Genomic DNA, 23616 nt, shown 5'->3' on the forward strand with positions numbered 1-23616 from the left:
GTCCGGCAGGCCCGGTTGCCCCGGTTGCGCCGGTTGCGCCGGCGTGACAGTCGCCATCGCCATCGCCGTAGGTCGGCTTGTCCCTGCACTCGTCGCCACCTGCGTGGCTCGGCACGCTCACGTGTGTGCCAAAAGTGTGTGCGGCTGAAGCTGCGGCTGGGCCTGCCACACCCGCTGCCAGAACCAGGACGAGCGAGGTGAGCGAGGCACCGGTAATCCACTTGTCTAGCCGGGGCAGCGGTCCCAGGCGGGATCCGGTCCTGTACTCAGGGCTCATGAACCTACTCCTCGTTCAACGGGATCGGGCACGTTCCCGAGCCCAGCAGCAGCAACCTTGACCCGTGTGCAGTTGATCCATCGCCACCCCCGCCGTAACGCGCCGATTATCAATAAATCGGAGCAATCGAGACTGTGCAGGGAACGTCCGCGGGCCATGCCGCCGAGGGGGAGGCAAAGTCGTCGTGGCTGCGGCGCCATTGGACGGCCGCCCGTCCGGCCCGGTCCGCTCCAGTTGCCCGGTCTGGGCCAGGTTCACGACGTCGCGGACAGACGGGGGGCGTTCTTCGGTGTCATGCCCACTCGACTTCGAGTTCGGCGAGTGCGACTCGTTGGTTGTCGTTCAGCTTGTCGCGGCGGGTCTTGGGGTTGGAGATCCAGGTGCCGAGTTTGACTTGGTGTTCCTGGCCGTCGAGGACGACGGTTTCCGTCCATCTCGTTCGCTCTTACCGCCTGTGCGGGCGGCTCTTGGAGGCCGTGGCAGGCCGCCAGACAGAGGCTCTCTCCCTCGGGCAGCATGTTCTGGCCGTGCGGGCGGTGTCTGGCCTATGCCGCGCCCTGCGGTGCCAGCAGCTCGAACAGGCTGGAGAAGCCCTGGTCGCCATGGCCGTCTGCGATGCGGCGGTCCATCAGTTTCTTGACCTCTCGCATCCGCACGGCCTCCACGCCGAGGGACTCGCGGTGGCCGATCAAGTCGTCCATCAGCGCCGCCTGGACGTCGAGCGAGCCGAGGTCCGGCCCGTACTTCCCGCTCTCGACCGCTTGGGCCATCGAGGTCAGCAGTGCCGGGAAGACGGCCAGGGAGGCGCCGAACCGCTCGGTGAATCCGGCCAGGTCGGCCCCCTCCGCGCGGAGCAGGCGGAGGGTGTGCAGGTAGCCGATGAGCAGTTCGTAGGAGGTGGCGACCTGGGCCAGGAACTCGACGGCGGCGGCGCCGGGTTCCTCGCCGTGGTAGGTGACGGTGCCCAGTTCCCGCAGGGTGGCCTCGTGGGCGGCGAAGGCGCTGCCGGAGCCACTGAAGGCGAAGAGGATGTTCGGGGTGCCCACGTAGGGCGGGTCTCCCATGACCTTGCCGTCGAGGTATCCGGCGGCGCCGTGGTCGCGCGCCCGGCGCTCATTGGCGCGGGCCTGGGAGGGCGAGCCGCTGGTGAGGTTGACCAGTGTGCGGCCGGTGATCGCGGTGCCGACGGAGGTCAGCACCTGCTCGACCGCGGTGCCGTCGAGCAGGGCGACCACCACGAGCGGGCTGGCCGCGACCGCCTCCGCGGCGGTGGGGGCGGTGGTGGCGCCTGCGTCGGTCAAGGGGGCGGCCTTGGCCGCGGTGCGGTTCCAGACGGTGGTGGGGTGCCCGTGTTCAAGGAATGTCCTGGCGATCGCCGAGCCCATGGCGCCGAGGCCGAGCACGGTGACGGGGCGCGCTTCGGCGGCCGTGGGGTTGTTGGTGTCCGTTGCTGTGGTCATGGGGGGACCTCCTGACAGTCAGAACGAGGAAGCAGAACGAGGAATCAGACGAAGAAGCTGTCGTGGCGGACGAAGAACTCCGCGCGCTCCTCCTCGCTGAGTCCTGCCAGCTCGGTGACGCCCTCGAAGTAGTCCTCGCGGGGTGCGCCGGGCGCGAAGAGCATGAGCATGGAGGCGGGTTCGCCGGACTCGTTGCGGAAGGCGTGCAGGCTACCGACCGGCACGTACAGGTAGTCGCCGGAAGTTGCGTCGACCCAGCGGCGGCCGTCGAACAGCCGCATGGTGCCGGACAGGATGAAGAACGACTCCGACATCGCCCTGTGGAAGTGCGTGCTCGGCCCACTGGCCTCCGGCCCCATGTCCACCCGGTAGAGGCCGTACTCGCCGTTGGTCGAGAGCGTGGTGGACAGGTAGTGGAACGCGGTGCCCTGCGAGACGGCGGGGTCGGTGGGCTTCGCGACGAAGTCAGGCGCGGTGCTCGCGGGCCGGAAACCGGCGCTGACCTCGCCGTGTTCACCGAAATAGCGAGGGTCGGGGTAGGACATGGGGATTCCTTTCGGGGTGCGTGGCGCCGACCTGGTCGCCGACCACTAACGGCCTCTGACCGGCCGTGGTGGCCGGCCAGGGCCAAGGGCAGCATGCACAGCCCCTGAGCCCCCTGCAGCGCTCCTTGTTCGTACGGCTGAAGACGTGACCAGCTTCGCCACCGCCGTGACCTGGAACAACACCGATCCGCTGAAGTACCGTGCAGTGCGGCTAAGCAATCGGGGGGCGGGGAGCATGGAGCGACAGGAGCTGGAGGCTTTCCTGACGCTGGCCGAGGAACTGCACTTCGGGCGCACCGCCCACCGCCTGGGTCTGTCGGCCGGACGGATCAGCCAGGTCATCCAGACACTGGAGCGCCGGGTCGGGGTGCCGCTGTTCGAGCGCACCAGCCGTCGCGTCACCCTCACCCCGGTCGGCGAACGGCTCCGCGACGACCTCCTGCCCGCGCAGCGGATCATCAGTGAGGCGCTCGCCCGCGCGGTCGCCGCGGGGCGCGGCGTCACCGGCTCCCTGCGGATCGGCTATTCCAGTTCGATGGCCGCCAACCTGCTGCTCAAAACCATTCAGAAGTTCCGCACGGCCTATCCGGACTGCGATGTGACGATCCAGGAGATCCAGCTCTCCGATCCCTACGGACCACTGCGCAGCGAGCAGGTGAACCTCCAGGTCACCGAACTGCCCGTGGACGAGCCGGACCTCGTCGCCGGACCCGTGCTCTACTCCTCCGAGCGGGCCCTCATGGTCTCCAGCTCCCACCCTCTGGCCCGACGCGAGACGGTCTCACTCGAAGACCTCACCCATGAAACCCTGCTGACCATCGGCGGCGCGGTCCCCCAGCACTGGCTCGACTACAACTTCCCGCGCCGGACGCCCTCCGGACGCCTGATCCCACAAGGCCACGCGGCGATCTCCTGGCAGGAAATCCCCTTCCTCGTCGCCGCGGGCGAGGGTGTCTCGCTCGCCTGCACCGAAGCCGAATCCCACTACTCCACTCCCGGCGTCACCTGGGTACCGATCGAGGAATCCCTCCCCTGCCGCTTCGCCCCCATCTGGCCGAAGCACGGCACGAGTGCCCGCGTACGGGCCTTTCTGGAGGCGCTGCACACCACGGCGCCAGTGGGGCGTCGATAGGGTCTATCAGGAATTGGCCACGCCGTTTCGCTTGGGTATGGCGGGTGATGGGGCAGAAATACGAAAGTGCCTTCCTGACCTGGGACGATGAGCCTTGCTGAGAGGTTCTGTCGGTCCAAGCGGAGGGCACTTTCTACGTGCAGGCTATCTTGCGTCCCCGGGTTCATGTCAGTACTGATGGCTGGGGTGTGGTCGGGTCATGCCGGGGCACGGTTGCTGGCAGATCTTGCCGATGCCACCGGGCTGACCAGCGCATATTCCACCGCGTTGCGCTCGCTTCGCCCGCGCGGGACCGGACATGATCCCGGCAGGATTGCCACCGATCTCGCGGTGATGCTCGCCGATGGCGGCGAGACCATCACAGATCTGGCCGTACTGCGTGACCAGGCCGAGGTGTTCGGCCCCATCGCTTCGACACCGACGGCCTGGCGGATGCTCGCCGACGTTGACGAGCGGGCGCTGGCTTCTTTGCGCTCGGCCCGAGCCCAGGCTCGGGAAGTCGCCTGGCTGCAGGCTGCCGGAGTGGTGATAGCGGGGCGGGCTTTGAACCACGTCCATGATGCGGGCGCCTGTTTGACCGACTTGCGCCGCCCCGGTTATGTTGCGCGCCATGCACCGATCCGCGTTTCTGACGACACGAGGTCATGTCGACCTGAAGCGTGTCTGCTCGGCAGCGTGTCGGAGGTCCTGACCGTCGGCGACCGCTCCGCGGACCCTTCGACCCGGCCCTGCCTCCTGGCGGCCACTCGAATTCCGCAGCGTTCTCGCGTACTGGTGAATCAGCGCTCCTCGCACGGAGCTCTCCGCGTATGCCCCTGCCCTGACCGTCGGATCCTGGAATCGGTCGCCTCCCGGGCTCATTCGGCATGACGCACCACCGCCCAGGATCTGGAAGGCCCCCTCGTGGACAGACCTACGACGTCCGCCAACTACCCCGCTCCGCTGCGCCGCTCCGACATACGGCCCGCGGCGACGCCCCTGCGTCGTGCATCCGGCACCGGTGCCGTACTCGGCGCGATTCTCGATCACGGCCCCGTCGCACGCAGCACCATCGCCCGGCTCACCGGGCTGTCACCCGCCTCAGTCAGCGCCCACTGTGGCGCGCTGATCACCAGAGGACTTGTCAGGGAAGGCCCGGAGACGGCCGGACCCCGAGGGCTGGGCCGCCCGCACATACCCGTCGAGGTCGACACCGGCCGTTACCTCCTCGCCGGTGCGCACATCGCGGTGACCCACACGACGCTTTCGCTGATGGACCTGACCGGGCGGATCGTCGCGGCGAACAGGGAGCCGCACGAAACCACGGAACCCAGCCAGGTAATCGCAGGCGCGGCAGCCGGACTCGCCCGCCTGCTGTCCGCACACGGCACGGACAGGACCGCCCTGGCACTGGGCGTCGCCACCGGGCACTGGGTGGATCCCGCCGCGGGGGTCGTGGTGCACCACCCCCAACTCGGTTGGCGTGGCGTGCCGGTGCGGGACGAACTCGCCCATGCGACGGGACTTCCTGTGCACGTCGACAGCCACTCGCGATCACTCGCACGTGCCGAGCAGCTCGTCGGAGAGGCAGCCACCCGGGCCAGTGCCGTCGTGCTCTTCATCGGCAATGTCGTCGACGCCGCGTTCGTCACGGCGGGCGGTGTACACCAGGGCCCCCGCTTCGGGGCGGGCAACGTGGCTCATCTCCCTGTCGGCTCGAGCGGCGCAGCCGCGTCCTGCACCTGCGGCACGGCAGGTTGCCTCCAGTCGCAGGTCTCGGAACCGGCCATGGTCCGGCGCGCGGCCGAACAGGGCCTGCCTGTTCCGTCGTTCGCCGCGCTGCTGGACCGCGCCGTCGGCGGTGATCCGGCCGCAGGGGAACTGTTCCGAGAACGTGCCCGCCTCGTCGGCAAGGCGGCGGCCGTCCTGCTCGACATGTTCGACCCCGAGGTGCTGGTCGTCGTCGAACCCGGCACCGGCCGGTTGCCCGGATGCATGGCGGAGTTGCGGGCGGAAGTAGGCCGGCGCTCCCTCGTGTGCGACGACGCCGAGCGGTCCGTGGTGCCCAGCAGCTTCACGGGCTCCGTACTCGCAACGGCCGGCGCTGCGGTTGCGCTGGGTGCCCTGCACGACGACCCGCTGGGGCCGTGGCCGGCGCTGCCCGCCGTGTCATGAAACGCCCGCGTCGCGAAGCCCAGCGTCAGGAACCCCTCTGCCATGAACCGCGGTGCCGTGCCCTTCTGGGCGCAACCGCCGTGCACCGCCCGGGAATTCGACTTAATTCAGAAAGTTGCATTGTTGACCGGCCCTGACGCGGAACGGGATGATGGATTCATGAGCAGCCCGCAGGGGATTCGACGGTACGCGCCCGACGTGGCGCGACACCGTTGTGTGATCCGGCCGGCAGAAGCTCGAATCCGGCGCTCCTGTTGTTGCTGTCGAGCAAGCCGGTAATTCTCTGGTCGCGGCCATGGCGCGCCGTCAGTCCGTCTACCGAACACCGGTGCCTCCCTTCGGCGTACCGAAAGACTTCCGGTACGTCACGGTGATCCACCGATGCCGCTGAGCAGGTGTTGTACAGAGTCGTACTCCACCATGCCCTTTTCTGCCTCGATCCGATTCCCGGCGCTGCTGTCCGCCGCATTCCGGCGCTGCCGCGGCCCGCCTCCTCACCCTGAGGGAAACATGACTGTCTCTGTGTCCTCGGACCCGGCGTCCGGCCTCGCGCCCACACGCTTCAGGAAGGCATTCCGCTCCTACCCGGCCGGTGTCGTCGTCATCACCGCCGACACCGGCGCCGGCCCCGTCGGCTTCACCGCCACCTCACTCACCTCGCTGTCCCTCGAGCCTCCGCTGGTCTCCTTCGGTATCGCGACCCGCTCATCCTCCTGGCCGCACATCGAGCAGGCCGACTCCGCGGTCGTCAACTTCCTCGGCGCGGAACAGGAGGAGCTGGCCCGGACCTTCGCGACCAGCGGCGTCGACCGGTTCGCGGCCCCGACCCGCTGGCGGCGCCTGCCGCAGGGCGACCCGGTGCTGGACGGTGTCACCGGCTGGCTGCGGCTCGCCGTCGAACAGTTCGTCCCCGCAGGCGACCACCGCATCGTCGTGGCGCGTGTCGTCGACGCGTGGTTGGACGAGGCCCGCAGGCCACTGCTGTTCCACGACGGCGCCTACCACTCGATCTGACCGGCGACGAGCAGTCGACGCCCCGTCACCAGACCAGGAACAGCCATGCCTTCCCCTTCTTCATATCCGCACCTTGGGCGCAGAGGATTTCTCGCCCTCGCCGGTGGCACCGTCTTGGCCGTCGCCGGATGCGCGCCCCAGGCCACCAACGCCGCTCATTCCGAGCCTGCCGCAGAACTCCCCACGGGTCCGCCGCCGGCCGGCACGTCACTGACCGTCGCCGTGCGCACGTCCCGTATTCAGTTCGCCGAATCCGGGCTCGGCAGGAGGCTGCCCTTCAAAGTCTCCCAATGGCCCAACCTCACCGCCGGCCCCGACATCATCCAGGGATTCCGGGCACGGTCCATCGACCTCGCGAGCAATGCGGGAATTCCGCCGATCCAGGCCGAGGCCATCGGCGTCAAGGCCAGAATCGTCGCCGTACAGGTCCGCAACCATCCCTCGTACGTGTTCGCCACCGCGCCCGGCTCGTCGATCAGAGGCGTCGAGGACTTCAGGGGCAAGAAGATCGGCTTCTCCCAGGGCCAGGCCCAAGGCGTGGTCGTGCTGCGTGCCCTCAAGAAGGCAGGGATCGCGCACGAGGACGTCGACCTCGTCGAGCTGCCGAGCACCCAGTTCCTCACCGCGCTCCAGTCCAAGCAGGTCGACGTGGCGCCGCTGGGCGAACCGACGCTGACCAAGTACCTGAGTCAGTACACCAAGGACGGTGCTCGCGGTGTGCGCACCGACGTCGTCGATCTGCTCACCGTGCTCTGGGCCCCCGTCGAGGTGCTGAACGACCCGGCGAAGGCCGCCGCCGTGCGCAGCTTCGTGGAGCTGTGGGCCAAGGGCCAGGTGTGGGCATGGGAGAACTCCGGACGTTGGATCGACGCCTACTACGTCAAGGACCAGGGCGTCAGCAGGGCCGACGGCCGGCGCATCGTCGACTCCCTCTCGAAGCCGCGGTTCCCGGCCTCCTGGAAGACGGCCGTGGCCTGGGAGCAGGAGACCGCCGACCTGCTCGCCGAGGGCGGCTTCGTGCCGAAGCTCGACGCCGCTTCCCTGTTCGACCGGCGCTTCGAGGGCATCGCAGCCGCTGCCGTGACGGCCCCGTACCGGGAGGGATCATGACAGAGGCACTGGCCGACGTCCGCACGGCACCGGTAGCCGTCGCCGAGCCCCCCGCGCCTCCCGGCGCGGCCGGTCCACCACCGGCCGGCGCTGTCACCGCCGTCGGACGCCGCCCGGCCGGCCGCCGCCGCGGACGGCGCCTCGGGCCGGGCCGCGGCATACGCTTCGGCAGGCTCCTGGGCCCCGCACTGCTCATCGCCGTCTGGTGGGCCGCGTCCGCCGGAGGCTTCCTCGACCCGCGCATCCTGTCAGGACCCGGATCCGTCCTGGCAACGGCCGCAGACCTGGTCGCCGACGGCCGGCTCCAGGGCAACGTGCTCATATCCCTGCAACGCGCCGGTCTCGGCCTGCTGTTCGGTGTCGCCGCGGGTGTCACACTCGCCGTGGTCGCCGGACTGAGCCGCACCGGCGAGTACCTGGTCGACGGCCCGCTCCAGATCAAGCGCGCCATCCCGTCGCTGGCGATGCTGCCCCTGCTCATCCTCTGGCTCGGCATCGGCGAACAGATGAAGGTCACGGTCATCGCGCTCGGTGTCGCCGTGAACATGTACATCAACACCTACGCCTCGCTCACGAGCATCGACAGCCGCCATGTGGAGCTCGCCGAGGTCCTCGGGCTGAGCCGCCGCCGGTTCCTGAGCAAGGTCGTCCTGCCCGGCTCCCTGCCCGGCTTCTTCGTGGGGCTGCGCCTCGGCGTCACCGCCTCCTGGCTGGGTTTGATCGTCGTCGAGCAGATCAACGCCACCAGCGGCATCGGCTACATGATGTTCCAGGCCCAGCAGTACGCCCAGTCCGACGTGATCATCGTCGGCCTGGTGGCGTACGGGATCTTCGGATTCGCCTCCGACGCCCTGGTACGAGCGATCGAGCGGAGGGCCCTGTCATGGCGACGCACCCTGGCGGGCTGACGAAGGACCGTCCCGCACCCGCTGCACCGGCCGCAGTGCGCACCACTCGACTGATCCGCCGCTTCGGCGACCGGACCATTCTCAAAGAGCTCGACCTGGCCCTCGCGCCCGGTGAGTTCACCGCACTCCTCGGCCGCAGCGGCTCCGGCAAATCGACCCTGCTGCGCGCCGTTGCCGGTCTCGACCACGGCGTCGAGGGATCGGGCCGGCTGACCGTCCCCGAGCGGGTCTCGCTCTCCTTCCAGGACTCCCGGCTGCTGCCCTGGCTGCGCGTCCTGGACAACGTGACCCTCGGCCTGCGCGGCTCCGGCGCCCGGGAGCGGGGCATTACCGCGCTCGTCGAGGTCGGCCTCGCAGGCCGGGAGCGCTCGTGGCCGCATGAGCTGTCCGGCGGCGAACAGCAGCGTGCCGCCCTCGCCCGCGCCCTCGTCCGCGAGCCCGAACTGCTGCTGGCGGACGAGCCGTTCGGGGCGCTCGACGCGCTGACCCGGATCAAGATGCACGGCCTGCTGCGCGAACTCTACGAACGCCACCGCCCTGCCGTCCTGCTCGTCACCCACGACGTCGACGAGGCAGTGGAGCTCGCCGACCGGGTCCTCGTCCTGGACGAGGGCCGGATCTCCGTCGATCTCGCCGTCGACCTCCCCACACCCCGCAGCCGGCGCGACCCGCGCTTCCAGGAATACCGCGACAGTCTGCTCGCCGCCCTCGGCGTTACGGAGCGCCCACAATCCACCGCCCCTCACCAGGAGGACCACTCCCATGTCCCGCGCGCCTGACCGCAAGCATCTCCACCTCAATGCCTTCCTGATGTCACTAGGGCACCACGAGGCCGCCTGGCGGCTGCCCGAAAGTCCGGCGCGTGCCGGGACCGGTATCGAGCACTTCACGAATCTGGCCCGCATCGCCGAACGGGGGAAGCTGGACTCGGTGTTCCTCGCGGACAGCCCCGTGCAGCAGGGCGACCCCGGCCGCCGCCCCGTGAGCAAGCTGGAGCCCACCGTCCTGCTGACCGCGCTGGCCGGCGCCACCCGCCGCATCGGTCTCATCGCCACCGCCTCCACCAGCTACAACGAGCCGTACAACCTCGCCCGGCGATTCGCCTCCCTCGACCATGTCTCGAACGGCCGGGCCGGCTGGAACATCGTCACAACGGCCGGAGCCGACGCCGCCCGCAACTTCGGCCTCGACGACACACCGCTGCACCGCGAGCGCTACCGGCGGGCAGCCGAGTTCGTCGACGTCGCCACCAAACTCTGGGACAGCTGGGCCGACGACGCGGTCGTGGCCGACAAGGAGCGCGGGATCCACGCCAGGGCCGACCGGGTCCGGCGCATCGACCACCGGGGCGAGTTCTTCCGCGTCGACGGACCGCTGAATGTGGAGCGCTCCCCGCAGGGCTACCCCCTGCTCGTGCAGGCCGGCTCCAGCCACGACGGAAAAGACTTCGCGGCGCGCTACGCGGAGGCGGTGTTCACCGCCCAGCAGACCCTCGAGGAGGGCACCGCCTTCTACAAGGACGTCAAGCAGCGCGCCCTCGCCATCGGCCGCGACCCCGACGACATCAAGATCCTGCCCGGCATCGTGCCCGTCATCGGCGACACCGAGGCCGAGGCCCGTGAACTCGACGCCGAGCTGGACCGGCTCATCGTCCCCGAGTACGCCAAGCACCAGCTCGCACAGCGGCTGCGCATCGCGCCCGAGGACCTCGACCTGGACGCCGAACTCCCCGACGACATCCCCACCGAGGAGGAGATCGAGGGCGCCAAGAGCCGCTACACACTCATTGTGGAGTTGGCCCGGCGCGAGCGGCTGACCGTACGGCAGCTCATCGGACGCCTCGGCGGCGGCCGCGGCCACCGCACCTTCGCAGGCACCGCGGAGCAGGTCGCCGACACCATCGAGCACTGGTACGAAAGCGGTGCGGCGGACGGTTTCAACATCATGCCCGCCGTTCTGCCGTCCGGGCTCGAAGCCTTCGTCGACCGCGTCGTACCAATCCTCCAGGAGCGCGGACTGTTCCGCACCGAGTACACCGGCACGACACTGCGCGAGCACTACGGTCTGCCGCGCCCGGCCAACCGCCTGTTCGACGCCGTGGACGTGACTCCGGCCACCGTTCATGATCGCGTGTCGTAGGGCCTGGGGATTGACGGTGGCCAGTGGGCCCGGCTTGAGCCGTTGCTGCCGCGCGGTATCAAGCCGGGCCGTCCGCCGGTGTCGACTCGGCGGCAGCTGAGAGACGTCGCACGGTGGCGTGACCCAGACCGGTCCCCGCTGACGGGGCGAGAGACACCCGCCGTGGAAGCTTCTCCAGATCCAGTAGCGCCGATCGTGCACACATCATTGAGGCTAGGCACCTTCAGTAAAGAGGACACGCAGTGACACCGATCGAGGCCTATGTTCGGCCGGACAACGGCCGCTTGGACGACTGGTCCAACCGGGTCGGCGCGACGCCTACATGGCCGACCTCGGCGTCAGCAGCGGCATGAGCCCGCACGAGTTCCTCGCCGCGATGGACGGCCACAAACAGAACGACCCGCAGATGGCGATCGTCCTGATGGCCATCAAGGCCACCGTCAAGGGCGGCATCGGCAAGCTCCGTGAGCGGCCCCGCGGCGGCGGCTGGCGGCCCGTCCAGTCGTGGCCCGCCCTTGGCCGGCCCACCTGGCGGCCGGACATCCGCGCGGCCGTCATCTCCAAGGCGGCGCATCAAACTGCGCGAGTGCGGCCCCGCGTACCGGCAGGCCCGCCGGTATTTCAGTAGCCCGGCTACAAAGGCAGCTACCAGCGCGTGCGCGCCTACCTGCACAAGAAGCGCACCTCACCGCAGCTGGTGACCGCCAGGCCGCGCGGATCTCCTACGCAAGCGAGTGCTGCTGGCGTGACGGCCTATACCGGCTCCTCGTACACATCGATCTCGGAGGGCCTGCGAGCAAGCAACAGTTCGAGGTGCCTCTCCATGGCGGCGAGCCACTCGTCGAGGTCCGCATTGGCGTCGTGGAAGAACCAGGAATCGAAGCTTCCCAGGGCATTCAGGACGGGTTCGCACTCGTAGCGAAGTTCGCAGTGAACCTGTACGTAGTGCTCGTGCTCACCCTCGTCGTCACTGATGCCGAACTGTCGCGTGAGGTCCACAGTAAACATCGGTCGCCCGCTGAAGGCGTACGTGCCGTACTGGAAGAGCAAGCCGTCTGAGTCGGGGCTGGGCGCGGTGGCAAAGCGCTGCCGCGCAAATCGCATGAAGGCCAGCCATGCAGCCCGAGTAGTCAACTCGGTCTTCGTCGATCGCCCGACCTCCAGCTCGGCACGCAGGACATCAAGGGCTTCCTCCATACGCGGTCTGTCATGCACGCCAGCTCTCCTCCGTTCGTGAATCAGCACCCTAACCTCGTAGGGCCGGACCAAATCCAGCCCTGACCAGCGAGGCAACTACCTCCCGAGGCGCAACGCTCAGTCACTGCTGCACGGAACCTGTGCCAGAACCCAACCCGGTTCTGGCACACATTCCGTGAGAGCGGTGGTCCGGAGCCAGTCCCGCTGCATGATGGGCGGCCGCCGCACGACCATCACACCGTCGGCATGCGGATGAGCGGCGTGCCGAGTGGTCAGCTGTTGAGTTTGGCGGCCTGCATGGCGGTCAGCCGATGGACGTAGAGCGCTGCGGCGGCGGATGCCGGTACAACGAGCACGTGCAGGATGAGGCTGATCCAGGTTTCCGGCAGGAATTCGTACCCGTAGAGGGTGCGCAGGTTCCCGTCATCCGAGAATTCGATCCGCTCCCGGAGCAGAGCCATCCAAGGGGTCCAGAAGAGGGGCCAGGTCAGGAAGGTGGGCAGCCACAGCGCCCACCAAGCGTTCAGCGCATGGGCCGGGGCGGATCCGTAGCTGTGGCCGGGCGGGCTGGAGGCATGCCAGACGTCGTTGGCGATCTGCTTGGGGAGGAAGAGGTTCGCGATGGGGATGAACCAGCCGATCACCGCCATGGAGGGGCGGTACCGCAGGCGGCCCGGCGCGAACTTCTCGGCGGTGACCCGTACGCGGGCGAACCAGATGAGCCAGCACACCAACAGGGCTGCGCCAAAGAAGAGCTGGGCGCTCCACAGGAGGTGGTAGGCGGGGCTGCCCCAATTATCCACGAAGAACATTTCCTCCCAAAGCTCGCCTGCTTTCGGGCGAGGGTCGTCGTACAGGCGGCCCAGGTCGGAGGCAACGACGAGCTGGTGGATGACCGTGAGTACGGAGGTCAGGGCGACGAGGGCGAGGAGCCCGTAGACAGCGGCTCGGTACCCGTCGGCCGGGGTCTCGCGGCCGCGTGCGCGGCGGCGTTCGTCGGCGAGCCGCAGCTTGGGCGCCCCCGCCTGACCGTTGCCGTTGCCGTTGCCATTGGCGTCGCGGGCCGCGGCGTCGCCGGCGGGCACGGTCAGCGGCGCGGTGGACGGTTCGGGCAGGGCGGCCGCGGCCATCGCCTCAGCATCCGCCTGTGCGCCGGGGGCCATCCGAGTGCGAGGGTCCTCCTGATCGAGGAGCTGCACCGCTTCTTGCCCCAGCCGGGCCAGGACCTCCGGCGGCAGCCACGGCACCAGCGAGCGGTACTGCGTCTCTTCCCTCTCCCGCAACTCGGCCAGGGACGGCCGGTCGGCAGGGTTCTTGGCCAGACAGTCCTTGATCAGCCCCAGCAGCGGCTCCGGCACGCCGACGAGATCCGGCGGCTCGTGCACCACCCGGTACATCTGGGCATGCAACTGGCCCTCGGTAGCGTTGAACGGCAGCCGTCCGGAGGCGGCGAAAGCCAGCACCGTTCCCAGCGAGAAGATGTCGCTCGCCTCGGTCAGTCTCTCGCCCCGGATCTGCTCGGGTGACATGAAGCCGGGTGAGCCGACCACCACTCCGGTGGAGGTCAGGCCCCTGTGGTGGAGTCCAGGGCGCGGGCGATACCGAAGTCGATCACCTTGAGCCCGTCGATGGTGACCATGACGTTCGACGGCTTCAGGTCGCGGTGGACGAGACCTGCGGCGTGGATGTCACCGAGGGCCTGGCACAGGCCGGAAGCCAGACCGCGCACCGAGCGCTCCGGCAAAGGCCCGTGCTGCTCGGCCACCACCTGGTGCAGGGTCGGCCCGGCGACGTACGCGGTGGCGACCCAGGGGAGTTCCGCGTCGGGGTCGGCGTCCAGCACGGCTGCCGTCCACGCCCCGCCGACCTGCCGGGCGAGGTCGGTCTCCTTGGCGAACCGGAGCCGGAAGTCCGGGGTTGCCGCCAGTTCCGTGCGGATCGTCTTCACCGCCACCATCCGGCCACGCGGGGAGCGGGCCAAATAGACGACGCCCATGCCGCCTTCCCCGAGCCTGCCGATGAGCCGGTAGTCCGCGATCCGATCAGGGTCCTGTCCCTGCAGAGGCTGCACCGCTGATGACTCCCTCCCCGTGAACATCACTACGGCGCACCAAGGCTAGCCTTCGCTCTTCATAGGAATTGGATGATCGGCCAGCCGGGGGGGGGGCAGGAGCTGAACTTGACGGCGCTCGCGCCGCCGACGGGTTGATCTCCGAGTTGGACACGTAGATCCAGCCCGTGCCGTCGCTGTAGCAGGCACCGCCGTCAGGTGCGTTGTGCCAGGTGCAGGAGGTGCCGGTGACGTTCTGGCCGGACCGGGCGATCACCCGGCTGGTGAAACACCGCTGGGGAGCTGGATGCCGTTGGCGTCGGCCGCACCCAGCGAGCCGTACGGGCTGGGCCGTTCTGGGCAGGGGCCGCATGAGCGGCTCCGTGCATGAGAGTGCCGCCGAAAGCTGCAGCCGAGCCCCAGGAAGAACTCCTCCGGACCAACTCGTGAATGGCTGCAGGCGCAACGCCGCCCCCACCGGAGCGTCTTGATCGCGCGACAGACTTGCTCCACTCCACCTGGTCGGGCCCGTGATCATTGGATCGAGGCGGCACCAGAGAGACGGGTTCCAGGAGCAGCGGCAGTCCGGAAGGGAAGGGCAACAGTGCCCACGCGTCCGACCGCGCGAGTGCGGACCGTGAGGGCAAGTCCCCGGAGGATCACGGCGCATGGTGGAGCCGGACGTCACCAGCCGCGCCGGCGGCCCGCTTGCTCCGGGCACCGCAGCCGTGCCACCAGCGCACGCCGGAGCGACCGGTCCCTGTCCGTCTCCACAGCCATGTCGAGCTGGACGGTGTCCACCCCTGCGGCCCGCAGCAGGCTGATGCGGTCGGCGACGGATTCCGGGGAGCCGACGAAGGCGGCGGCGATAGAGCGGCGGATGTAGGCGGTGACCTGCGCCCGGCCCTGCTCCGGGTCGGCGCGCCCGCGTTCCCGGTCGCGGTCGAGCTGGACTGCTTCGGTCCACCGGGCACCGTCGGAACCGGAGGTGAGGCGCATCGCGTCCTGGGTGATCTGCCGGGCCCTGGCGACGGCTTTCTCGTCAGTGGTATCGAGCACGACCGTGATATGCCGCCAGATCCGCAGGGAACGACCGTGGGCGGCAGCCGCGGACCGGATCTCGGCGATGGTCCGCCGGGTGGCGGGAAGCGGCAGCGGAGGTATGGCGTACACCTCGGCATGCCGGGCGGCGAGCTCGCGTCCCTCGGGTGATGAGCCGCCGAACGACAGCAGTTCGCCTCGGGGCTGCGGATACAGGCCGGAGAGTGCGTCCCGTAACGAGTAGAACTCCCCATCATGGTCGAAGCTCTGGCGCTCCGTCAGCGCGCGGCGGAACACGTCCAAGTACTCCCCGGCCCGCCGGTAGCGGTCGGCCTTGCCGAGCCCGTCGCCGTCGCGCCGGACATCGGCGTCGCTGGACCCGACGATGACATGGGCGGCGGCGCGGCCGCCGGAGAGCCGGTCGAGGGTGGCCAGCGAGCGAGCGGCGACGGTCGGTGCCGTCGTGCCCGCCCGGTGGGCGACGACGACACGGAGCCGGTTGGTGGCCGCCAGCGCCCAGGCGGCGACCAGCCAGGGGTCGGGCCAGGAACTCGACTGCACCACAAGGGCGCTGTCGAAGCCGTCCTCCTCGCTCTCCCGCGCGGTGCGTGCCACGTGGTCAGGGTCGGCCGTGCGCTCACGCGGATCGGGCGCGAAGCGCAGCGCCTGCCGCTATTCCGGCGTACGGCCCGCGACGGGAGCGGCGCGCACGCCGCTCCGTATGTCGAGTTCCATCAGTGGTGTCTCCTTCCCTTGTGGTCGTCACGACGCGGCAGGCCCCAGCCGCGCCAGCGTCTCCAGCACCTTGGCGCGGCTGACGAAGACCTCGGGCGGCAGTGAGACGTACAGCTGGATGGTGGTGACGCCCGGACGGTGGTAGCGCAGGATCCGCTCGCGGCACTCCTCGGGCGAGCCGCTGATGAACAGCCCGTCCACGACCTCGGGGGGCAGTGCCTTCTGAGCACCCTCCGGGTCGCCGGCGGCCCACCGTTCGTGGGACTCGCGCAACTGCTCGCCATGGCCGAGCCACTCGTGGAACTTGCGGTACGGCTCACGGTTGAGGATCCAGGCGAGGAAGGGACGCGTGGCACGGTGGGCGTAGTCGGTGTCCTCGGTGGGACAGACGAACACCTTGACCACCAGCTCCTTGCCGGGCGGCTGCGGCCCGACCGAGTCCAGGATCTTCGGCACGTCCTCGGGGAAGAGGAGGTTGGTGATGGCCCCGTCGCCCTCGGTGAATCCGAGCCGGAGCATCCCCGGCCGCAGCGCTCCGAGAATGACCTTCACGGGGTCCTCAGGCGGGTGCGGCAGCCGGTAACCGGTGATGGAGAAGGTGTCGAAGTCGCCGGCGATGTGCTCGCCCCGCAGGGCGCGGGTGACGAAGCGCAGGACATCCCGGGTGCGTTTGAAGGGTTCGTCGAACGGGATGCCGTTGATGTCTGTGACATGGGCCGGCACTGATGCGCCAAGCCCCAGCAAGAGGCGCCCGGGGGCAAGCTGGGCCAGGGTTGCGGCGGTCTGCGTGAGGACGGCGGGGCCTCGAGTGTGCACAGGAACGATGCCGGTGGCGATGCGGAGCGTCGGCGACCAGGCCGCGGTCACGGCGAGCGGGGTGAACGCGTCCGTACCGCCGCCCTCCGCGCTCCAGACGTCCGTGTAACCAAGGTCGGGAAGACGTTCGACAATGAAGCGGTGGCGCTCGATGGTGAGTCCGGGCAGCGGGAGGGTGACACCCCACTTGGGCGTCGGAACGGCCGGGTGGCTCATGACGCCACCCACACCGTCGTGAGGTCGAGGAACCAGGACTGAGGTTGCACGAGCCCGCCTACCTTCGGTGACAGGGCACGTGGATTGCGGTCGTTGACGACGAACAGCCATGGGGCGTCCTCGGTCACCAGGGACAGCGCCTGTCGGTAGTCGGCCCGTCGCTTGTTCTGGTCCGTCGACGTGGACGCGGATGCGAGGAGCTTGTCGACTCGTGGGTTGCTGTAGTTGCCGGTCCAGAAGGGGCTGTCGCTGCCGATGAACAGTGGGAGCAATGCCTCGGACTGGAAGAGCGTCGTCGACTGGGCGATGGCGTCCGAACCGAGCGCGACCTTGCCGTCGGCCTCGGCGCTGATGAGCGTGTTCCAGTCGGTCGTACGGATGTCCGCCTTGATGCCGACGGCGGCGAGGTCGCGCTGGACGGCCTCCGCGATCGGCACCGGCAGCAGATTCCCGGAACCCCCCGTGGGAACGGTGACGGTGGTGCTGAACCCCTTGCCCTGGCCTGCCTCGGTGAGCAGCTTGCGCGCCTTGTCGGGGTCGTACGTGTACGTGTCGCCCTTCTTGTCGTACGCGAAGGTGGCCCTTGGCGCGGCCTGGTGGGCCGGGTCAGCGGTGCCGTGGAGCAGCTTCTCGGCGATGGCCTCGCGGTTGATGGCGTAGTTGGCCGCGCGCCGGACCCTTGCGTCTTTCCAGGGTCCCTTGGACGTGTCGAGGATCCAGTACCAGAGGTGGTCGTAGCTGTTGGTGGCGAGCTGGACGCCGTCGGCCTTGAGGCTGTCGATGTCGTCGGGGTTGGGGTACTCGATCCAGTTGACGTCGCCTGAGCGCAGCGCCGCGGTGCGGGCGGCGGCGTCGGGGAGCGCCTTGATCACCAGCTTGTCGAGTTTGGGAGCGCCGCGCCAGTAGGTCTTGTTCGCGGTCAGTTCGATCTGCTGCCCGTCTTCTTGAGCCTTGAAGGCGAAGGGCCCGGTGCCGACGGGATGTTCGGCGAACTTTTCGGTGCCGGTCTTCCGGATCGCGGTGGGGCTGGCGATGAGTACATGGGCGAGGTCCTCGGGGAAGTGACCGTTGGGTTCTTTCGTGACCAGCTGGATGCGGTCCTCGCCGAGTGTGCGGTAGCTCGTGATGCCTCCGGCGTACTCACCGGCGGCGGCGCCGAGCGCTTCGGTGTAGTGGGCGCTTTTCTTGTTGAGGTAGCGATCCAGATTGAAGATCACGGCGTTGGCGTCGAACGGGGTGCCGTCCTGGAAGGTGACGCCCTTGCGCAGCGTGAAGGTCCAGGTCCTGTTGTCGTCGGCGACCTTCCACGAGGTGGCCAGCGCGCCGGTGATCTCGGGCGGACTGTCGGTCCTGGACAGGTCGTAGCGCGTGAGTCCTTCGTACAGCTGGAAGCTGACGAGCCGCTTTCCCTCGAATCCGGCGCCTCCGATGACGGTGTCGGGGTTGGGCAGCTTGCCGGTCGCGCCGATGACAAGCGTGCCGCCGTGCCCGGAGGCGCCCGCCCCGGACTCCGTCGCCGCGCCTGGGGCGCAGCCGGAGGTGGTCGCGAGCAGGAGCAGCAGAGGGACGGGAAGCGCGATGGTTGCGACGGTGGGGCGGAGGCGTGATCGGAAGCGTGGGCGGTGGTGCGTCATGACGATGGGGTCCTTGTGTTCAGCGGGGAACGGTCGGTTCGACGGGTTCACTGCGGATGGTGGGGCCGGCCGGTGGCGGCGGCGATCAGGGCTTGGGTGTACGGATCCCGGGGGTCGTCCCACAGGCGCGCGGTCGGGCCCTGTTCCACGACGCGTCCGTGGCGCAGTACGAGCACACGGTCCGCGAGCTGCCGTACGACGGCGAGGTCGTGGGAGATGAAGAGGTAGGCGAGGCCCGTGCGTTCGCGGAGGTCGGCCAGCAGCTCCAGTAGGCGGTGCTGCGTGGAGCGGTCGAGGGCGGAGGTCGGTTCGTCGCACACGACCAGTTCGGGGCGTGTGGCCAGGGCTCGTGCGATGGCCACGCGCTGGAGTTGTCCGCCGGACAGTTCGCCGGGTCTGCGGCGGGCCAGTGACGGTTCGAGACCGACCTGGCGGAACAGGGCGGCGACGGCCTCGGACCGCTCACGGCGCGGGGTGCCGTGCACCCGCAGGGCGAAGGCGACGGCCTCGCCCGCGCGCAGTCCCGGGTTGAGGGAGCCGCGGGGATGCTGCGGTACGAACTGCAGCCGGGCGCGTACCGCCCGCCCGGCACGACCGCGCAGCCGGTACGGGTCGTTGCCCGCGAAGCGGACTGTGCCGGCGTCGGGAGCCAGCAGGCCGAGCGCGAGCCGGGCGAGGGTCGACTTGCCCGAGCCGGACTCGCCGACCAGGCCCACGGTCTCGCCGGGCGCGACGGTCAGGCCGACGTCGTCCAGGGCGGGCGGCGACATCTGGCCGTGCACGTACCGCTTGGTGACGTGTTCGATGGAGAGCAGCGGGGCCGTCATCCGCGTACCTCTGACTGTGCGGCGACCAGTTCGGCGGTGAACTCGTGGCCCGGATCCGACAGCAACCGATCGATAGGACCGCTCTCGAGGATGCGGCCGGCGCGCATCACCGCCCCTTGGCCACCCACGCGGCGGGCGACTGCGAGGTCGTGTGTCACCAGCAGCAGGGCAGTGCCGTGCTCGGCCCGCAGTTTCTCGAAGAGATCGAGGACCTGTGCCTGGACGAGGACGTCGAGCGCAGTCGTGGGCTCGTCGGCGATCAGAAGCTTCGGCCCGCAGGCGATCGCGAGGGCGACGGCCGCGCGCTGACGCTGGCCGCCGGACAGTTCATGCGGGTACGTGCGGGCGATGCGTTCGGGCTCGGCGAGCCCGGCGGCGCCGAGCAACCCGGGGACGGCCTCGCGGGCGGCGCGCCGCCCGGTGGCGATCCGGTGTCTCAGCAGGACTTCGGCGAGCTGCGGACCGATCCGGCGCAGCGGATCGAGGGCACCGGTGGGATCCTGGGCGATGTAGCCGATGCGGCGGCCCCGTATCCGGGACATGGCCCCCTCGTCGAGTGTCAGCAGATCGTCTCCACCGAGCTGGACGCTGCCGCCGGTCGCGGCGGTGCTGCCGGGGAGGCCCAGCACGGTCCTGGCGACGGTGGTCTTTCCGCTGCCGGACTCGCCCAGCAGCACCAGCGCGCCTGCGGCCTCGATACCGAACGACACGCCGTCCACGGCCCTTACGGGACCGTACGGACCCGGGTACTCGACGGTCAGGTCGTCGACCGACAGCAGGGGAACCCTCGTCGCGGAAGGGCTCATCGGACGTCCTCCCCGATACCGACCCGGCGGCGCAGTGCCTCGCCCAGCGCGTTGAAGATCACGGAGACGACGAGGATCGTCACGGCGGGCAGGACGGCGACCGAGGCGTGCGTCAGCAGGCCGGGGCGCAATTCGTCGAGCATGGCACCCCATTCGGCAGTGGGTGGTGCGACGCCGAGGCCCAGGAAGGAAAGGCCTGCGGCATAGACGATGGACAGCCCGATGAGCGAGGAGGCGTACGCCAGCACGACCGGTGCGACGACAGGCAGGACCTGTCGCACGGCGATCGCCGTCCGCCCGGCGCCGCTCACCCGTGCGGCCTCCAGATAGTCGGCGGTGCGGATGCGTCGCACCTCCGTGTAGGCGACTCGGGTCACGGCGGGCGTGAGGACCACGGACAGCGAGAGCACCGTGGTGCCGAGGCCGGCCTCCAGGACAGTGGCCACTGCAATGGCCAGAAGAATCCCTGGGAAGGCGTACAGCACGTCGAGAGAGCGCAGCAGCCCCTGTTCGGTGAGGCGGCCGCCGAGTCCGGCGACGATGCCCAGTGCCGTCCCGGCCGCAGCGGCCACCGCCACCGGCACGAAGCCGCCTGTCAGGGAGGGCCGGGCACCCCGGATCAGCCGGCTCAGCACATCGCGGCCCTGGCCGTCGGTGCCGAGGAGATGGCCGGGTGAGCCGGGGTCGACGAACCGGTCCTGGAGAGAGCCCGCGGCCGGGTCGTACGGGGCGATGAGCGGCGCGGCCAGGGCAAGGGCCACGAGCAGTGCGGCGAGCGCTGCCGGGACGAGCAGACCGACGTCACGCAGGGCCGTCGTTCTCACCGACGGCTTCGCCACCGTGGTCGCCGCCGTCTTCGACGGCGTGCCGGTCTTCGTCGACAGGAGGGCCATCATCAACTCCGCACCCGCGGGTCGATCCACGCATGGGCCGCGTCCACGAGGATGTTGATGCCGACGAAGGCGACGGCAACAATCAGAACGCCTCCCTGGACAAGGGGGAAGTCCCTCGCGGAGAGGGCGTCGTAGAGCAGTCGGCCCAGTCCGGGCCAGGCGAACAAGGTCTCCACGAACACAACGCCCTCCAGGAGATAGGCCAGCTGGAGACCAGCGATGGTGAGCAGCGCCGGCGACGCGTTGTGCACGCAGTGCCTGAGCACGGCCGCCCGGCTCAGGCCGCGCGCCCGCAGGCTGTCCGCGAGGTCCCCGGCGAGCACCGAACCGAGCGCCGCCCGGAACACCCTCGCGGTGAGGCCGAGCGGCACGAGTGCGGCGGCGACGGCGGGCAGGAGGAGATGGCGCAGCAGATCCACCGTTCCTCCGTCACCGAAGACGTCATGGGTGCCCCCGGCCGGCAACCAGCGCAGCTGGACCGCGAAGACGGCGATGAGCAGCAGTGCGACGGAGTACTGGGGTGCGGAGATCGCCAGGGTGCCCAGCGCTCCCGACAGCCGTCCGGGCAGTCCGCGCGGGCGTAGGGCGCCGATTGCCCCCAGCAGCGTGCCTCCGACGAGCACCAGCGAGAACGCGGCCCCCGCAAGGATCAGCGTCTGGCCGAGTGCGGGTGCCAGGAGCTCGGTGACGGGGCGCTGGCCGGAGATGGAGATGCCCAGGTCGCCGCTGAGGGCGTGCCCGAGCCACGCCGCGTACTGCAGGGGCAACGGCTCGTCGAGACCGAGCCGGTCGGTCAGTTCACGCCGTGCTTCGGGCGGCGCACCGGGGCCGAGGAACGCTGCGGTCGGATCACCTGGTACCAGAGCGACGGTGGCGAACACCACGACGGTCACGCCCAGCAAGGTCGGTACGGCGAGTAGCAGCCGGCGCAACAGCATCCGTCTCATAAGCGTGGCCGGTCCTTCCCTGGCAGGTGCGGGGTGCCTGACGAACGTTGCGGGCAGGACGCGGCGACAGCCAGTCAGGAATTCATGCTGATATCAGGGGTCATAGGACCGGCCGTCAGAGGGACGCGAGTACCCGCTCCCCGCACCGGGTGTCCGCCCTTGACCGGCATCCGCGGCTCGAATTAGGCTCGCCGTGTGACATATCGGCTGGCTGACTACACGTTGGTCACCATCGGCGGCTCGTGGCACCGCAGGTGCTTCGACGAGCTGTGTTACGCGCGCGCAGGGCGCTGACCTTCCGGCCTTGACTGCCGGCGGCGCCCCTCCTCTTCGCCGCACTGCCGTGCCCGTGGCACGGTCTCGCCATATTCGAGGGGAATCGCACGCGTGTCACACCACAGCAGCAACACCCTCCGGCCGCACGGAGGTTCACCGTGGGAAGACTGACAGCGCTTCACGCGGAGATAGACAACCCGCTGGATCTGATAGCCGGCCACCACTTGCTCGCCGAACCCGAGTCCCCACCGAACCGCCGCCCGCACCGTAAAGCCACCTCCTGCGGCTGCGGCCACACCCTGTGCGGGGTCGCCACGGACAGGGCCACCACCGCCGCGCGTGTGTTCCTGATAGCCCGTCACGCAGTCACCGGGGCCGGACTGCGCAGCGTCCTGGCCGCGGCACCCGACCTGATGGTGGTCGGCAGCACGGACAGTCCACTGCAGGCATGCGGCGCTGTGCGGCGTGTACGGCCCGATGTGATCCTGCTCGGACCCGGCGACTCACTCGGCGACGACTTGGCGACAGTCGTACGGCTGCGCAGCCCCCAAGGAGCACCGCAGGCAAAGGTGTTGCTCCTGCGCAGGGCCGAAGGCACGGCGGAGGCCAGCCGCATGCTGCTGGCGGGTGCCAGCGGCTGCTTCCCGCTGGACCTGGCCGAGGACCAGATCATCAGCGCTGTGTCTCTCGCCGCGGCGGGCGGCTCCGTGTTCCTGCCCGCTCCCACACCGGCCCGGATCCACCTTGCGAGCGTGGCCGGCCACGCCGCCGAGCCGTCTCCGCAGCACTGCGGGCTCACGGAGCGGGAGCGCGAGGTACTCGCGCAGCTCGCCCGGGGACTGAGCAACGCCGAAATAGGGCGTGAACTCGCACTGGCCGAGGCGACCGTGAAGAAGCACCTCACCCAGGCGATGCGCAAGATCGGCCAGTCCGACCGGCTGCGGGCCGCGCTGTACGCACACCGGCACGGGCTGGCCGGCTGAGCGCGTCCAGAGCGGCTGTGCGGTGAGGCTTTCCCTGCCCCGCCGCACCTGGCCGGGAACTGGAGCCCCCTCGACTTCGCTCCTCGCTCTCCCCCTACTCCCTGCGGCGCGCGGCGACCCAGGGGGCTCGAGGACGGCCCGTTGGGGGACTCCAGGCGACACATTGGGGGAGAGCCAGGACGGCCACCCCCGCTCACTCGGCGGGTACTTGGCACCCCAGCCCGGCGGTCGCTCGAGGACGGATGCCCGGCGGTACCGGGCGCCCCTCCGGAGCCCGACCGCAAGGCTTCAGGGCCTGAGGGGCGTGTCCCGCGTGACCACTGGAGGGCGACCTTCAGAGCATCGAGCGGGGCCGTTCGTCGCCGGTCCCGTCGCCCTTCGGGGCTTCTTCATGGGAACCCCCTTCCTTAGCGTTTCGAACCAACGGGACCTGAGCCGTCCGTACCTCGACTCCCC

At 69.6% G+C, this 23616-nt stretch carries 21 protein-coding genes and 2 pseudogenes; 10 read left to right on the plus strand and 13 right to left on the minus strand.

The annotated features are described in order from the left end of the window. Positions 1-822 precede the first annotated feature (822 nt). Both ACWGH4_RS02570 and ACWGH4_RS02575 read right to left on the minus strand, forming a co-directional pair. Complete coding sequence (locus ACWGH4_RS02570; protein WP_453454664.1) at positions 823-1737, minus strand: NAD(P)-dependent oxidoreductase; 915 nt, start codon at positions 1735-1737, stop codon at positions 823-825. A 44-nt stretch (positions 1738-1781) separates the two neighbouring features. Next, positions 1782-2282, minus strand: a complete 501-nt coding sequence (locus ACWGH4_RS02575; protein WP_453454665.1) for a cupin domain-containing protein — start codon at positions 2280-2282, stop codon at positions 1782-1784. Positions 2283-2427: 145 nt separating this feature from the next. Between ACWGH4_RS02575 and ACWGH4_RS02580 the strand changes: the two genes are divergently transcribed. The 9 genes and pseudogenes from ACWGH4_RS02580 to ACWGH4_RS02620 form a co-directional block, all read left to right on the plus strand. Continuing rightward, on the plus strand, positions 2428-3414 hold the full coding sequence (locus ACWGH4_RS02580; RefSeq protein WP_453454667.1) for a LysR family transcriptional regulator: 987 nt from the start codon (positions 2428-2430) through the stop codon (positions 3412-3414). A 165-nt stretch (positions 3415-3579) separates the two neighbouring features. Further along, on the plus strand, positions 3580-4284 hold the full coding sequence (locus ACWGH4_RS02585; RefSeq protein WP_453454668.1) for a hypothetical protein: 705 nt from the start codon (positions 3580-3582) through the stop codon (positions 4282-4284). A 33-nt stretch (positions 4285-4317) separates the two neighbouring features. Then, the gene (locus ACWGH4_RS02590; protein WP_453454670.1) at positions 4318-5568 is read left to right on the plus strand and encodes an ROK family transcriptional regulator; all 1251 of its coding nucleotides are present in this window, start codon (positions 4318-4320) and stop codon (positions 5566-5568) included. Positions 5569-6078: 510 nt separating this feature from the next. After that, entirely contained in the window at positions 6079-6582 is a 504-nt protein-coding gene (locus ACWGH4_RS02595; RefSeq protein ID WP_453454671.1) for a flavin reductase family protein, read from the plus strand. A 45-nt stretch (positions 6583-6627) separates the two neighbouring features. After that, positions 6628-7692, plus strand: a complete 1065-nt coding sequence (locus tag ACWGH4_RS02600) for an ABC transporter substrate-binding protein (RefSeq protein ID WP_453454673.1) — start codon at positions 6628-6630, stop codon at positions 7690-7692. Then, a complete protein-coding gene (locus tag ACWGH4_RS02605; RefSeq protein ID WP_453454674.1) occupies positions 7689-8600 on the plus strand; it encodes an ABC transporter permease in 912 nt (303 codons plus the stop codon). The genes ACWGH4_RS02600 and ACWGH4_RS02605 overlap by 4 nt, the downstream gene beginning before the upstream one ends. Further along, positions 8576-9379 (plus strand): ABC transporter ATP-binding protein, encoded by an 804-nt coding sequence (locus ACWGH4_RS02610; RefSeq protein ID WP_453454675.1) that lies wholly within the window; start codon positions 8576-8578, stop codon positions 9377-9379. Before ACWGH4_RS02605 ends, ACWGH4_RS02610 begins: the two co-directional genes overlap by 25 nt. Next, positions 9363-10739 (plus strand): LLM class flavin-dependent oxidoreductase, encoded by a 1377-nt coding sequence (locus ACWGH4_RS02615; RefSeq protein WP_453454677.1) that lies wholly within the window; start codon positions 9363-9365, stop codon positions 10737-10739. Before ACWGH4_RS02610 ends, ACWGH4_RS02615 begins: the two co-directional genes overlap by 17 nt. A 233-nt stretch (positions 10740-10972) precedes the next feature. Beyond that, a pseudogene (locus tag ACWGH4_RS02620) lies at positions 10973-11304 on the plus strand (telomere-associated protein Tap); the annotation flags it as partial. Positions 11305-11492: 188 nt separating this feature from the next. On the opposite strand, the gene ACWGH4_RS02625 reads toward ACWGH4_RS02620, so the two are convergent. From ACWGH4_RS02625 to ACWGH4_RS02675, 11 genes and pseudogenes are all read right to left on the minus strand, one after another. Next, complete coding sequence (locus ACWGH4_RS02625) at positions 11493-11936, minus strand: hypothetical protein (protein WP_453454679.1); 444 nt, start codon at positions 11934-11936, stop codon at positions 11493-11495. Positions 11937-12208: 272 nt separating this feature from the next. Next, positions 12209-13465 (minus strand): DUF4328 domain-containing protein, encoded by a 1257-nt coding sequence (locus ACWGH4_RS02630; protein WP_453454681.1) that lies wholly within the window; start codon positions 13463-13465, stop codon positions 12209-12211. Positions 13466-13500: 35 nt separating this feature from the next. Further along, positions 13501-14007: a serine/threonine-protein kinase gene (locus tag ACWGH4_RS02635; RefSeq protein WP_453454683.1), complete on the minus strand. Its 507-nt coding sequence runs from the start codon at positions 14005-14007 to the stop codon at positions 13501-13503. A 98-nt stretch (positions 14008-14105) separates the two neighbouring features. Next, positions 14106-14375, minus strand: a pseudogene (locus ACWGH4_RS02640) (translocation protein TolB); the annotation flags it as partial. Between the two features lie 295 nt (positions 14376-14670). After that, positions 14671-15690 carry an LLM class flavin-dependent oxidoreductase gene (locus ACWGH4_RS02645; RefSeq protein ID WP_453454732.1) on the minus strand — a complete coding sequence of 340 codons (1020 nt, stop codon included), beginning with the start codon at positions 15688-15690 and terminating at the stop codon, positions 14671-14673. Between the two features lie 99 nt (positions 15691-15789). Further along, a complete protein-coding gene (locus ACWGH4_RS02650; RefSeq protein ID WP_453454684.1) occupies positions 15790-16794 on the minus strand; it encodes an LLM class F420-dependent oxidoreductase in 1005 nt (334 codons plus the stop codon). Continuing rightward, a complete protein-coding gene (locus ACWGH4_RS02655) occupies positions 16791-18428 on the minus strand; it encodes an ABC transporter substrate-binding protein (protein ID WP_453454686.1) in 1638 nt (545 codons plus the stop codon). Before ACWGH4_RS02655 ends, ACWGH4_RS02650 begins: the two co-directional genes overlap by 4 nt. Before the next feature lie 47 nt (positions 18429-18475). Beyond that, on the minus strand, positions 18476-19255 hold the full coding sequence (locus ACWGH4_RS02660) for an ABC transporter ATP-binding protein (RefSeq protein WP_453454687.1): 780 nt from the start codon (positions 19253-19255) through the stop codon (positions 18476-18478). Continuing rightward, the gene (locus ACWGH4_RS02665) at positions 19252-20061 is read right to left on the minus strand and encodes an ABC transporter ATP-binding protein (RefSeq protein WP_453454689.1); all 810 of its coding nucleotides are present in this window, start codon (positions 20059-20061) and stop codon (positions 19252-19254) included. The genes ACWGH4_RS02660 and ACWGH4_RS02665 overlap by 4 nt, the downstream gene beginning before the upstream one ends. Continuing rightward, entirely contained in the window at positions 20058-20984 is a 927-nt protein-coding gene (locus ACWGH4_RS02670; RefSeq protein ID WP_453454691.1) for an ABC transporter permease, read from the minus strand. Before ACWGH4_RS02670 ends, ACWGH4_RS02665 begins: the two co-directional genes overlap by 4 nt. Then, positions 20957-21901, minus strand: coding sequence for an ABC transporter permease (locus ACWGH4_RS02675; protein WP_453454693.1), 945 nt, complete (start codon positions 21899-21901; stop codon positions 20957-20959). Before ACWGH4_RS02675 ends, ACWGH4_RS02670 begins: the two co-directional genes overlap by 28 nt. Before the next feature lie 434 nt (positions 21902-22335). Between ACWGH4_RS02675 and ACWGH4_RS02680 the strand changes: the two genes are divergently transcribed. Continuing rightward, positions 22336-23160: a LuxR C-terminal-related transcriptional regulator gene (locus ACWGH4_RS02680; protein WP_453454695.1), complete on the plus strand. Its 825-nt coding sequence runs from the start codon at positions 22336-22338 to the stop codon at positions 23158-23160. The last annotated feature ends 456 nt before the right edge of the window (positions 23161-23616 follow it).

It is taken from the genome of Streptomyces sp. NPDC054847, from assembly GCF_053610925.1.

Excerpts from the sequence above, each read along its gene's own strand:
- ACWGH4_RS02570 (WP_453454664.1), bottom strand. The coding sequence starts at position 1,737 with ATGACCACAGCAACGGACACCAACAACCCCACGGCCGCCGAAGCGCGC.
- ACWGH4_RS02575 (WP_453454665.1), bottom strand. The coding sequence starts at position 2,282 with ATGTCCTACCCCGACCCTCGCTATTTCGGTGAACACGGCGAGGTCAGC.
- ACWGH4_RS02585 (WP_453454668.1), top strand. The coding sequence starts at position 3,580 with ATGTCAGTACTGATGGCTGGGGTGTGGTCGGGTCATGCCGGGGCACGG.
- ACWGH4_RS02595 (WP_453454671.1), top strand. The coding sequence starts at position 6,079 with ATGACTGTCTCTGTGTCCTCGGACCCGGCGTCCGGCCTCGCGCCCACA.
- ACWGH4_RS02600 (WP_453454673.1), top strand. The coding sequence starts at position 6,628 with ATGCCTTCCCCTTCTTCATATCCGCACCTTGGGCGCAGAGGATTTCTC.
- ACWGH4_RS02605 (WP_453454674.1), top strand. The coding sequence starts at position 7,689 with ATGACAGAGGCACTGGCCGACGTCCGCACGGCACCGGTAGCCGTCGCC.
- ACWGH4_RS02610 (WP_453454675.1), top strand. The coding sequence starts at position 8,576 with ATGGCGACGCACCCTGGCGGGCTGACGAAGGACCGTCCCGCACCCGCT.
- ACWGH4_RS02615 (WP_453454677.1), top strand. The coding sequence starts at position 9,363 with ATGTCCCGCGCGCCTGACCGCAAGCATCTCCACCTCAATGCCTTCCTG.
- ACWGH4_RS02625 (WP_453454679.1), bottom strand. The coding sequence starts at position 11,936 with ATGGAGGAAGCCCTTGATGTCCTGCGTGCCGAGCTGGAGGTCGGGCGA.
- ACWGH4_RS02630 (WP_453454681.1), bottom strand. The coding sequence starts at position 13,465 with ATGTCACCCGAGCAGATCCGGGGCGAGAGACTGACCGAGGCGAGCGAC.
- ACWGH4_RS02650 (WP_453454684.1), bottom strand. The coding sequence starts at position 16,794 with ATGAGCCACCCGGCCGTTCCGACGCCCAAGTGGGGTGTCACCCTCCCG.
- ACWGH4_RS02655 (WP_453454686.1), bottom strand. The coding sequence starts at position 18,428 with ATGACGCACCACCGCCCACGCTTCCGATCACGCCTCCGCCCCACCGTC.
- ACWGH4_RS02660 (WP_453454687.1), bottom strand. The coding sequence starts at position 19,255 with ATGACGGCCCCGCTGCTCTCCATCGAACACGTCACCAAGCGGTACGTG.
- ACWGH4_RS02665 (WP_453454689.1), bottom strand. The coding sequence starts at position 20,061 with ATGAGCCCTTCCGCGACGAGGGTTCCCCTGCTGTCGGTCGACGACCTG.
- ACWGH4_RS02675 (WP_453454693.1), bottom strand. The coding sequence starts at position 21,901 with ATGAGACGGATGCTGTTGCGCCGGCTGCTACTCGCCGTACCGACCTTG.